The organism is Mycobacterium sp. 23 (genome assembly GCF_048287075.1).
Lineage (GTDB): Bacteria > Actinomycetota > Actinomycetes > Mycobacteriales > Mycobacteriaceae > Mycobacterium > Mycobacterium gordonae_B.
This window is the reverse complement of the sequence record NZ_JBLVUX010000005.1, coordinates 1,031,908-1,043,169: the sequence shown is the minus strand read 5'-3', so window position 1 is coordinate 1,043,169 and position 11,262 is coordinate 1,031,908. Positions and strand designations below refer to the sequence as shown.

9 protein-coding genes and 2 pseudogenes are annotated in these 11,262 nt (G+C 65.9%); 8 read left to right on the top strand and 3 right to left on the bottom strand.

Annotated elements, in window-relative coordinates:
- The 3 genes from ACNQS7_RS05865 to ACNQS7_RS05855 are packed head-to-tail and all read left to right on the top strand — an operon-like array spanning position 1 to position 2,050.
- Positions 1–1,236: a cysteine desulfurase gene (locus ACNQS7_RS05865; protein WP_418011820.1), complete on the top strand. Its 1,236-nt coding sequence runs from the start codon at positions 1–3 to the stop codon at positions 1,234–1,236.
- Positions 1,233–1,706, top strand: a complete 474-nt coding sequence (gene sufU, locus ACNQS7_RS05860) for a Fe-S cluster assembly sulfur transfer protein SufU (protein WP_310786776.1) — start codon at positions 1,233–1,235, stop codon at positions 1,704–1,706. Before ACNQS7_RS05865 ends, sufU begins: the two co-directional genes overlap by 4 nt.
- Positions 1,703–2,050 (top strand): metal-sulfur cluster assembly factor, encoded by a 348-nt coding sequence (locus tag ACNQS7_RS05855; protein ID WP_418011819.1) that lies wholly within the window; start codon positions 1,703–1,705, stop codon positions 2,048–2,050. Before sufU ends, ACNQS7_RS05855 begins: the two co-directional genes overlap by 4 nt.
- 15 nt (positions 2,051–2,065) lie before the next feature.
- Here ACNQS7_RS05855 and ACNQS7_RS05850 read toward each other — a convergent pair whose 3' ends face one another.
- The 3 genes from ACNQS7_RS05850 to ACNQS7_RS05840 form a co-directional block, all read right to left on the bottom strand.
- Positions 2,066–2,737, bottom strand: a complete 672-nt coding sequence (locus ACNQS7_RS05850; protein ID WP_418011818.1) for a DUF5666 domain-containing protein — start codon at positions 2,735–2,737, stop codon at positions 2,066–2,068.
- A 71-nt stretch (positions 2,738–2,808) separates the two neighbouring features.
- A complete protein-coding gene (locus ACNQS7_RS05845; RefSeq protein ID WP_418011817.1) occupies positions 2,809–4,638 on the bottom strand; it encodes an acyl-CoA dehydrogenase in 1,830 nt (609 codons plus the stop codon).
- 113 nt (positions 4,639–4,751) lie between these two features.
- On the bottom strand, positions 4,752–5,681 hold the full coding sequence (locus ACNQS7_RS05840; protein WP_418011816.1) for a PE family protein: 930 nt from the start codon (positions 5,679–5,681) through the stop codon (positions 4,752–4,754).
- 304 nt (positions 5,682–5,985) lie between these two features.
- Here ACNQS7_RS05840 and ACNQS7_RS05835 point away from each other — a divergent pair.
- From ACNQS7_RS05835 to ACNQS7_RS05815, 5 genes and pseudogenes are all read left to right on the top strand, one after another.
- Positions 5,986–7,952, top strand: a pseudogene (locus tag ACNQS7_RS05835) (heavy metal translocating P-type ATPase).
- Between the two features lie 17 nt (positions 7,953–7,969).
- Positions 7,970–8,329: a thioredoxin family protein gene (locus ACNQS7_RS05830; protein ID WP_418011815.1), complete on the top strand. Its 360-nt coding sequence runs from the start codon at positions 7,970–7,972 to the stop codon at positions 8,327–8,329.
- Positions 8,330–8,362: 33 nt separating this feature from the next.
- Positions 8,363–8,716 (top strand): annotated as a pseudogene (trxA, locus tag ACNQS7_RS05825) (thioredoxin); the annotation flags it as partial.
- 37 nt (positions 8,717–8,753) lie between these two features.
- A complete protein-coding gene (locus tag ACNQS7_RS05820; RefSeq protein WP_370530917.1) occupies positions 8,754–9,581 on the top strand; it encodes an enoyl-CoA hydratase in 828 nt (275 codons plus the stop codon).
- 24 nt (positions 9,582–9,605) lie between these two features.
- Complete coding sequence (locus tag ACNQS7_RS05815; RefSeq protein ID WP_418011814.1) at positions 9,606–11,234, top strand: ABC-F family ATP-binding cassette domain-containing protein; 1,629 nt, start codon at positions 9,606–9,608, stop codon at positions 11,232–11,234.
- Positions 11,235–11,262: the final 28 nt, after the last annotated feature.

The following is an 11,262-nucleotide window of genomic DNA, read 5'->3' as shown; positions in this document are numbered from 1 at the left end:
ATGCTGGACCTCACGGCGATCCGCGCCGATTTCCCGATCCTCAAGCGCGTGATGCGCAGCGGAAATCAATTGGCGTACCTGGATTCCGGGGCGACTTCGCAGCGCCCCTTGCAGGTGCTCGACGCCGAGCGTGAGTTTCTCGTCACCTCCAACGGGGGCGTGCACCGCGGCGCGCACCAGCTGATGGAAGAGGCCACCGACGCCTACGAGCAGGGTCGCGCCGACATCGCCGCGTTCGTGGGTGCTGAGCCCGACGAACTGGTGTTCACCAAGAATGCGACGGAGTCGCTGAATCTGGTGTCGTACGTATTGGGGGACAGCCGTTTCGAGGCTGCGGTCGGACCGGGTGACGTCATCGTCACCACCGAACTGGAGCACCACGCGAACCTGGTGCCCTGGCAGGAACTGGCCCGTCGCACCGGCGCCACCCTGAAATGGTTCGGTGTGACGGAAGACGGCCGCATCGACCTGGACTCGCTGCAGCTCGACGCGAAGGTCAAAGTCGTTAGCTTCAGCCATCATTCGAATGTCACCGGCGCACTGGCGCCGGTCGCCGAACTGGTCGGGCGGGCCCGGGCCGTCGGCGCCTTCACCGTGCTGGACGCCTGCCAGTCGGTGCCGCACCAGCCGGTCGACTTTCATGCGCTCGGCGTGGACTTCGCCGCATTCTCCGGACACAAGATGTTGGGGCCCAACGGTATCGGCGTCCTCTACGCCCGCCGCGAGTTACTCGCGACCATGCCGCCGTTTCTCACCGGCGGATCGATGATCGAGACCGTCACCATGGAGACCTCCACCTACGCGCCCACCCCCCAGCGCTTCGAAGCCGGCACCCCGATGACCTCGCAGGTCGTCGGATTGGCTGCAGCCGCACGGTATCTGGACGCTGTCGGCATGCAATCCGTCGAGGCGCACGAACGTGAGCTGGTCGCCAAGGCCATCGAGGGCCTGTCCGCGGTCGACGGTGTGCGCATCGTCGGGCCCACAACGATGGAGAACCGGGGGTCTCCGGTCTCCTTCGTCGTCGACGGCGTGCACGCGCACGACGTCGGCCAGGTGCTCGACGACGAGGGAGTGGCCGTGCGGGTCGGACACCACTGCGCGCTGCCGCTGCACCGACGGTTCGGCCTGGCGGCCACCGCGCGCGCCTCGTTCGCGCTCTATAACACCGAAGAGGAGGTCGACCGCCTGATAGCCGGCGTTCGGCGCTCCGTGGAATTCTTTGGGAGAGACTGACGTTGCGTCTCGAGCAGATGTACCAGGACGTGATCCTGGATCACTACAAGCACCCGCACCACCGGGGGCTGCGGGAACCGTTCGGCGCCGAGGTATTTCACGTCAACCCGGTTTGCGGTGACGAGGTCACCCTGCGCGTCGCGCTGTCCGAGGACGGGCAGACCGTGGCCGACATCTCTTACGACGGTCAGGGCTGTTCGATCAGCCAGGCCGCGACATCGGTGCTGACCGAACAGATCATCGGCCAGAGCGTTCCGGAGGCGCTGAAGACCATCGACGCTTTCACCGAGATGGTCTCGTCGCGCGGCAACGTGCAGGGCGACGAGGAGGTGCTCGGCGACGGAGTAGCGTTCGCTGGAGTGGCCAAGTACCCGGCGCGGGTGAAATGCGCACTGCTGGGCTGGATGGCTTTCAAGGATGCCTTGGCCCGGGCCCATGCCGGCTTCGAAGAGGAGGAGGTTGCCCAATGAGCGACACCGCGGCATCTGACGAACTGCTGCTCGCAGATCTCGAAGAGGCGATGCGCGACGTCGTCGACCCGGAACTGGGGATCAACGTCGTCGACCTCGGCCTGGTCTACGGCTTGAATCTGGAAAAGGGCGACGAGGGAACTATTGCCCTGGTGGACATGACCCTGACGTCGGCGGCCTGCCCGTTGACCGATGTCATCGAGGACCAGTCGCGCTCGGCGCTGGTAGGGGCCGGCCTGGTCGACGAGCTCAGGATCAACTGGGTCTGGAACCCGCCGTGGGGCCCGGACAAGATCACCGAGGACGGCCGCGAGCAGCTGCGCGCCCTCGGCTTCACGGTCTAGACGCCGCGCCGCCTTTCAGCGCGGGTGCGGGCTCCCGCCGTCGGGGCACTTGCCGTTGGCGGCCTGCCGCAGGCTGATCGACGTCGCCTGCAGGGCGCCGCTGTTTTCGCTGCCACGGGCGGTGATGCATTTGCCCTGCGCGATCTCCTGTGACGCGGCCGGCCCTTCCTTGGTGTATTTCGTCTTGTCCGTGACCGTCACCGTTTGAGGCGCTCCGGACGTGTCGACCGTGATGGTGTTGCCGTTCACCGAAGCCACGGTGCCCTGGATCGGCGCATACCGGCCCGGTGTCGTCGGTTGCTTGCCTTGCGGGCATTTGCCGTCCACGGCCTGGCTGACGCGCACCAAGGCGGCGGGCTGGCCCTCGTCCTTGGAGCGGGCCGTGACACAGGTACCCGGGGTGACGTCTGTCAGGGCCGCGTTGGTGACCTCGGTGATTTTCGTCGAGCCGGTGAAATCGACGGTGGCGGTACCGCTTCGCTGTGTTACCTGAACAGCGTTGCCGGCCACGGAAGCGATAAGTCCGCGGACTTGTGTCTCGCCGTTGGATGGCGCGGAGGCACTACTGGTCGGGGACGCCACCGCGGTGCTCGGTGATGTGGCGGGACTGGAGTTGTGCGACGAGCTGCACGCCGCCAGAGACAGCCCGGCGGCGACCGCGGCAATCGCGATACGAGTAGATGACAACGTTCCTCCCCAAATCGTCAGTGCTTCTGACGATCCGGTCTACCCGCGTGAGCTGTGCGGACTCTGTGTGTTCAGAACGCGTCTTCGGAGACGCGCATGACCTCGTCGTCGATGTTCTCCAGCACCGCCCGCACGCCGGCCAGCTTCGGCAGGACGTTCTTGGCGAAGAACGCCGACACCGCGACCTTGCCTTCGTAGAAAGCCTTGTCGGCCGCTGACAACTCGCCGGCCAGAGCCGCCTCGGCCACGTTCGCCTGCGCCAGCAGCCGCCAGCCGATGAGGAGATCTCCGACGGCGAGCAGGTAGCGCACCGACCCGAGCCCGACCTTGTAGATGTCGGTGGTGTGTTGGGCGGCCGACATCAGGTATCCCATCAGCGCACCCGTCATACCGGTGACGTCTTCGACCGCGGCCTGCAGCAACTCGGCCTGGTCCTTCAACGACTCCGTGGTGGTCTCGATGGTCTTGTTGATCTGCGTCGTCACGTGCTGCAGGGACTGGCCGTGATCGCGCACGATCTTGCGGAAGAAGAAGTCCATCGCCTGGATCGCGGTCGTCCCCTCGTACAGGGAGTCGATCTTGGAGTCGCGGATGTACTGCTCGATCGGATAGTCCGTCAGGAAGCCCGACCCTCCCAGCGTCTGCAGCGACTCGGTCAGCACCTCGTAGGCCCGCTCGGAGCCCACGCCCTTGACGATGGGCAGCAGCAGATCGTCGACCCGGTGCGCCAGATCGTGATCTGCACCCGAAACATGTTGCGCCACAGCATCGCATTGATGCGCGGCGGCATACATGTACACCGCCCGCAGGCCCTCCGCGTACGCCTTCTGGGTCATCAGGCTGCGACGCACGTCGGGGTGGTGCATGATCGTGACCCGTGGCGCGGTCTTGTCCGTCATCTGCGTCAGGTCAGCGCCCTGCACCCGCTCTTTGGCGTAGGCAAGGGCATTGAGGTAGCCCGTGGACAGGGTCCCGGCGGATTTGACCCCGATCGTCATGCGCGCGTTCTCGATCACGTGGAACATCTGCGCGATGCCGTCGTGGACGCCGCCGACCAGATATCCGACGGCCGGGACGTCGGTGGCGCCGAAGGTCAGCTCGCACGTGGGGGAGGACTTCAAGCCCATTTTGTGTTCGACGCCGGTGACATACACTCCGTTGCGCGCGCCGAGTTCCCCGGTGTCCGGGTCGAACAGGAAGTTGGGGACGTAGAACAGGCTCAACCCCTTGGTGCCGGGTCCCGCGCCCTCGGGCCTTGCCAGCACCAGATGGAAGATGTTCTCGGTGGTGTCGCCGACATCGCCACCGGAGATGAACCGTTTGACACCTTCGATATGCCATGTGCCGTCTGGTTGTTCGATCGCCTTCGCGCGACCGGCCCCCACGTCGGAGCCGGCGTCGGGTTCGGTGAGCACCATGGTGGCCTGCCAGCCACGCTCGACTCCCATTGCGGCCCAACGCTTCTGTTCGTCATTGCCCTCGACGAACAGTGATTGCGCCAGAATCGGCCCCAGGTTGAAGAAGCAGACCGACGGGTTGGCGCAGAACATCATCTCGTTGACCGCCCAGTTGAGCGGCGGCGGCGCGGCCATCCCGCCGATCTCCTCGGCCAGGCCCAGCCGCCACCATTCGGCGTCTTTGATCGCCTGCACCGTCTTCACCAATTCCGGTGCGACGCTGATGGAGTGCGTGGCGGGGTCGAAGACCGGCGGGTTGCGGTCGGCGAAGGCGAAGGACTCGGCCACCGGACCTTCGGCCAACCGGGCCGCCTCCGACAGGATGGTGCGCACCGTGTCCTCGTCGAGGTCGGCGTATTTGCCGGTGCCGAGGACGGCGCCTACGTCAAGAACCTCGAACAGGTTGAACTCGAGGTCGCGCACGTTGGCGATGTAGTGCCCCAATGTGGTTCCTTCCACTCAGACTGATCGGCCCGATGATCGGGCACAGTCTTGCTGCTGGGAGAAAACGTACGCAACCGTAACCAGGGAAAAACCTCGCTGACTTGGGGTGACACTTAGCCGTTGGCGCCGTTTTGGCCGAACAGCAGCCCGCGTTGGCCGCCTAGTCCGGGAGAGCTGCCCGCAGTAGCGCCGCCGCCGTTGCCGCCGCTGCCAATCAGCAGCGCATTACCGCCATTCCCGCCGCTGCCGGTCGCCGTGCCGCCTCTGCCGCCGTCTCCGCCGTCACCTATGAGCCCAGCCTGCCCGCCGACCCCGCCGTTGCTGGTAGTCCCACCGCTACCTCCGTTGCCGCCGTCGCCGACAAAGAATCCGCCTGCGCCGCCCGCCCCACCACCGCCGAAGGACAGGGAGTTACCGCCTGCGCCCCCGCCGCCGATGAACCATGCCCTACCGCCGGCCCCGCCACCCGCGAATCCCGCGCCGCCTGCACCACCGTTGCCGAACAGGTATCCGCCACTACCACCCGCGCCGCCGGCGCCGCCGGGCACACCCTGGCCACCCGCTCCACCGTTGCCGAAGAACAGGGCCGAGCCTCCGCTGCCACCATTGACCCCATTACCGCCATTGCCGAAGAGGATGCCGCCCCCCTGGCCGTTGGGCTTCGCGGCTGTTCCGTCCGCGCCGTTGCCGATCAACGGTCGGTCGAAGAGCGCGATGGTGGGTGCGTTGATCAAATCGAGGATCGGCTGTAGGGGGCCGATGTTGGTCGCTTCGGCGAGGGCGTACGCGTTGGCACCGCCGGAGAGCAGCCGCACGAACTGTTCGTGAAACGCGGTGGCACTAGCGCTCAGTGACTGATATGTCTGCGCGTGTGCGCCGAAAACGGCGGCGACGGCGGCCGACACCTCATCGGCGCCGGCGGCGGCGACGGCGGTCGTCTGGGCCGCCGCCGCGTTGTTGGCTTCGCTGATCAGTGATCCGACTCTGGCCAGATTGCCTGCCGCTTGTGACACGAAATCGGTATTGGCAACCAGAAACGACATCTCGCACCTCCAGAGCGAAGAGCCGGCGATCCCAGAATCGTATCGCGATTCGGCAACGATGAATCCTTTTCGCAAGTCTTTTTGAGGGCAATTTCCGGCCGAATTTGAATAGTCCACCAAAGGAATTCGTCTGGAGCCGGGTCTGGTGTCGATAGCGCCCCGAACGCCGTCAGCCTTTCGTATCGCGAAGTGCCATAAGCCAATTCAATGACATACCGGAATCAAACCGAGACCTCTGACGACCCCGGTGTCAATACACTCGGTGCATCCTGACGCACTGCCACCCCCTTGTGAGGCCGCCGGAATGACCTTGACCGCCTTCGAAGTGACCGCCCCGCAGGCTTCCTTCGACCGCGTTCCCGCCAGTGCTGCCCGCGGACTGAGTTGGCGGGCGGCGCTGTGGTCGGTGCTCTCCGTACGCTGGGCGGCCGTGGCGCTGGCGCTGTTTCTGGCAGGGCTGGCCGCTCAGCTCAACGGTGCGCCGACGGTCGCGTGGTGGACGTTGTATCTGGCCTGTTATCTGGCCGGCGGCTGGGGCTCGGCATGGGCAGGCGCGCAAGCACTCCGGAACAAGGCGCTCGACGTCGACCTGTTGATGATCGTGGCTGCGATCGGGGCGGTGGCAATCGGGCAGATCTTCGACGGGGCGCTGCTGATCGTGATTTTCGCGACGTCCGGTGCCCTCGACGAGGTTGCCACCAAACACACCGCGGATTCGGTCAAGGGTCTGATGAGCCTCGCGCCGGACCAGGCGGTGCTGTTCGACGGCGCAGGCGCCGAACATGTGGTTCCCGCCTGCCAGTTGGTGGTGGGCGACCGGGTGGTGGTTCGCCCCGGCGAACGCATACCTGCCGACAGCGTGGTGCTGTCCGGGGAATCCGAGGTCGACCAGTGTTCCATCACCGGTGAGTCGATGCCTGTCGTCAAGTCCGCCGGCGACGAAGTGTTCGCCGGCACGGTCAACGGTTCCGGTGTGCTGCGCGTGGTCGTCGCCCGCGACCCCTCGCACAGCGTGGTCGCCCGGATCGTCCAGCTGGTGTCCGAGGCGTCAGCTACCAAAGCCAAAACCCAACTGTTCATTGAGAAGATCGAGCAGCGCTATTCAGTGGGAATGGTGGTGGCAACCTCGGCGCTCATCATCATCCCGCTGATGCTCGGCTGTCCGCTGCAACCGACCCTGTTGCGGGCCATGACTTTTATGATCGTCGCCTCGCCCTGTGCCGTGGTGTTGGCCACCATGCCGCCGCTGCTTTCGGTCATCGCCAACGCGGGCCGACACGGAATCCTGGTGAAGTCCGCGGTCGTCGTCGAACGCCTCGCCGGCGCCAGCATCGTCGCGCTGGACAAGACGGGCACGCTGACGTGCGGCATGCCGCGGCTGACCGTCGTGAAGGCGCTGCGACCGGACTTGATCGACGTGCCGAAACTACTCGAATTAGCAGCTGCGGCAGAACAATTCAGTGAACATCCGCTGGGCCGGGCGATCGTCGGGGAAGCGCGGCGGCGCGGTGTCCGCATCCCGGCCGCCGAGGACTTCCGCGCGTTACCGGGCCACGGTGTGCGCGCCACGGTGGGGCGGGACTTCGTCGAGGTCTGCAGTCCGCACAGTTTCCGCGGGATACTGCCGCGCGAAGTGGTGCACCTCGTCGAGACCGGTGCCACAGCCGCCGTCGTCGTCGTCAACGGGACGGCCGTCGGTGCGCTGGGGCTCACCGATCAGATCCGTTCCGACGCCGTGGACTGCGTGGCCGCCCTGGCAAGTTGACGTCGGCGCCCCCGGTGCTGCTGACCGGCGACACTGACCGCGCGGCCCGTCTCGTCGCGAGTGAGGCCGGCATCGTCGACGTGCGCGCCGGTTTGCTGCCCGAGCAGAAGGTCGCAGCGGTGCGTGAACTGCAGGACGCCGGCCACCGGGTGCTGGTGGTGGGTGACGGCGTCAACGACGCCCCCGCCATGGCCGCGGCGTGCGCCTCGATGGCCATGGGCGCCGGCTCCGACATCACCCTGCAGACCGCAGATGCCGTGACGGTCCGCGATGAACTCCACACCATTCCGACGATCATCAGCCTGGCCCGGCAGGCGCGCCGGGTGGTAACCGTCAACCTCGCTCTGGCCGGCATCTTCATCACGGTCCTGGTGCTGTGGGATCTCTTCGGGCAGCTCCCGCTGCCCCTGGGCGTGGCTTGTCACGAGGGTTCGACTCTGTTGGTCGCCCTCAACGGCATGCGCCTGCTGAGTAACCGAACCTGGCGGTCCGCGGCAGCGCGTTGACGTACGCTCGGGTGCTGATGGGAACAGGATGTACGCGGGATCTGACGGCGGCCGACTTCCGGCAGGCGGTCAGGGGCAACGAGAACGTGTTCGTCTACTTCTGGGCGCCGTCGTGCTCACCGTGTGCCGTCTTCACGCCCACCTATGAGTCATCGGCGCAGAATTGCCCGGACATCGTGCACGGCAAAGTCAATTTCGAAATCGAGAAGGATCTGGTCCAGACGGCGGGCGTGACGTTGTTGCCGACCCTGATGGCCTTCAAGAAGGGCCACCTGGTCTTCAAGCAACCGGGAATCGCCAATCCGACTGTGATGGGTGAACTGGTGACGCAACTCAGGGCATATCGGCACAAGCCGACGACGCCCAGCCTCTTGTGAACGGCTGGGAACAACAACCGCAACCTCGGCGTTAGGGCGAATGTGACTACCCAAGACCTCACTGCTGCGCAGTTCAACGAAACCGTCAACGGCAACGACATGGTGCTCGTTGATTTCTGGGCCTCCTGGTGTGGCCCGTGTCGCGCCTTTGCACCCACTTTCAAGGCGGCGTCGGAAAAGCACCCTGACGTGATCTTCGCCAAGGTCGACACCGAGGCCGAGCAGGAATTGGCTGCGGCCGCCCAGATCCGGTCGATCCCCACGCTGATGGCGTTCAAGAAGGGCCAGTTGCTGTTCAACCAGGCCGGCGCGCTGCCCCCCGCGGCGCTGGAAGACCTGGTCCAGCAGCTAAAGGCCTACGACGTCGAAGCGGCGACCGAAGTCTGAGCCCTGCCGGGGTTGGGTTCGCGGCTCGGCGCACTGCCTGCGCTACCGTTTCAAGGTGAGTTTGGTCCTCCTGGAACACCCGCGGCCTGAGATCGCCCTGATCACGCTGAATCGTCCCGAGCGGATGAACTCGATGGCGTTCGACGTCATGGTGCCGTTGAAAGAGGCGCTAGATCAGGTCACCTACGACAACTCGGTGCGTGTGGTGGTGCTCACCGGCGCCGGCCGCGGATTCTCCTCGGGTGCTGACCACAAATCCGCCGGCGCCGTCCCGCATGTCGAAGACCTCACCCGCCCGACGTACGCGCTGCGGTCCATGGAGTTGCTCGACGAGATCATCCTGAAATTGCGACGGTTGCACCAACCGGTGATCGCTGCGGTCAACGGAGCGGCCATCGGCGGAGGACTGTGCCTGGCGCTGGCCGCCGATATCCGGGTGGCCTCCACCAGCGCATATTTCCGGGCGGCCGGCATCAACAACGGCCTGACGGCCAGCGAGCTGGGCCTGAGCTATCTGCTGCCCAGGGCCATCGGGTCGTCGCGGGCTTTCGAGATCATGTTGACCGGGCGCGACGTCTCCGCCGAGGAGGCCGAGCGGATCGGACTGGTGTCTTGCCAGGTGCCGGGAGCCCAACTGCTGGACACCTGTTACGCGATCGCGGCGCGGATGGCCGCTTTCTCCCGCCCGGGCATCGAGTTGACCAAACGGACGCTATGGAGTGGACTGGATGCCGGCAGCCTTGAGGGGCACATGCAGGCCGAAGGCCTCGGACAGCTTTTCGTCCGTCTGCTCACCTCCAACTTCGAAGAAGCGGTTGCCGCACGCGCAGAGAAGCGCCCGGCGGTGTTCACCGACGACAAATAGCGCCAACACTTATAAGGAGCGAATGTGATCACGGCTACGGACCTGGAGGTCCGCGCTGGTGCGCGCATCCTGCTCTCGCCCGACGGTCCGGATCTGCGGGTGCAGCCCGGCGACCGGATCGGGCTGGTCGGGCGCAACGGCGCCGGCAAGACGACCACCATGCGCATCCTGGCGGGGGAGGGCCAGCCATACGCCGGATCCGTCACCCGCAAGGGCGAAATCGGTTATCTTCCACAGGATCCCAAAGAGGGTGACCTCGACGTGCTGGCTCGCGACCGGGTGCTCTCCGCGCGTGGACTGGACGCCTTGCTCACCGATCTGGAGAAACAACAGGCGCTGATGGCCGAGGTCGCCGACGACGACGCGCGCGACCGCGCCATCCGCAAGTACGGCCAACTGGAAGAACGGTTCGTCGCGCTCGGCGGTTACGGTGCCGAGAGCGAGGCGGGCCGCATCTGCGCGAGCCTCGGACTGCCTGACCGGGTGCTGACCCAGCAATTGCGCACCCTGTCCGGGGGCCAGCGTCGCCGAGTCGAACTGGCCCGCATCCTGTTCGCGGCATCGGACAGTGGCTCAGGGTCATCCACGACGTTGCTGCTCGACGAACCGACCAACCACCTCGACGCGGATTCGGTTGGCTGGCTTCGGGATTTCCTGCGATCGCACAACGGTGGGCTGGTGATCATCAGCCACAACGTCGAACTGCTCGCCGACGTGGTCAATCGGGTGTGGTTCCTGGACGCGGTACGCGGTGAGGTCGACGTCTACAACATGACCTGGCAGAAGTACCTCGACGCGCGTGCCACCGACGAACAGCGTCGGCGCCGGGAGCGGGCCAATGCCGAACGCAAGGCCACCGCGCTGCGGAACCAGGCCGCCAAGTTGGGTGCGAAAGCCACCAAAGCCGTTGCCGCACAGAATATGTTGCGTCGCGCGGATCGGATGATGGCGGCACTCGACGAGGAGCGGGTCGCCGACAAGGTGGCGCGGATCAAGTTCCCGACCCCGGCTCCGTGCGGACGGACGCCGTTGGTGGTCAAGGGACTGAGCCGAACGTACGGGTCGCTGGAGGTGTTCACCGGGTTGGATCTGGCCATCGACCGCGGCTCACGCGTGGTGGTGCTCGGACTCAACGGCGCCGGCAAGACCACGCTGCTGCGGCTGCTGGCGGGCGTAGAAACGCCCGACACCGGCGGCCTGGAACCGGGCCATGGTCTGCGGATCGGTTACTTCGCCCAGGAGCACGACACCTTGGACAATGACGCGACCGTCTGGCAGAACATCCGCCACACCGCGCCCGAATCCGGCGAACAGGACCTGCGCGGTCTGCTCGGTGCCTTCATGTTCACCGGTCCGCAGCTGGATCAGCTTGCCGGCACGCTGTCCGGCGGCGAGAAAACCCGGCTTGCGCTGGCCGGTTTGGTCGCCTCGACCGCCAACGTGCTGCTGCTCGACGAACCGACAAACAACCTCGACCCGGCCTCGCGCGAGCAGGTGCTCGACGCGCTGCGCAGCTATCAGGGGGCCGTGGTGCTGGTGACTCACGACCCGGGTGCGGCCGAGGCGCTCGACCCGCAGCGGGTGGTGCTGTTGCCCGACGGCACCGAGGACTACTGGTCTGAGGATTACCGCGACCTCATCGAACTGGCCTGAGGGTCGATTTCCGCCAAAGTGGCCCACC

Coding starts and splice junctions, on each gene's coding strand:
- ACNQS7_RS05865 (WP_418011820.1), top strand. CDS start 1: ATGCTGGACCTCACGGCGATCCGCGCCGATTTCCCGATCCTCAAGCGC.
- ACNQS7_RS05830 (WP_418011815.1), top strand. CDS start 7,970: ATGGGAACAGGATGTACGCGGGATCTGACGGCGGCCGACTTCCGGCAG.
- ACNQS7_RS05840 (WP_418011816.1), bottom strand. CDS start 5,681: ATGTCGTTTCTGGTTGCCAATACCGATTTCGTGTCACAAGCGGCAGGC.
- ACNQS7_RS05855 (WP_418011819.1), top strand. CDS start 1,703: ATGAGCGACACCGCGGCATCTGACGAACTGCTGCTCGCAGATCTCGAA.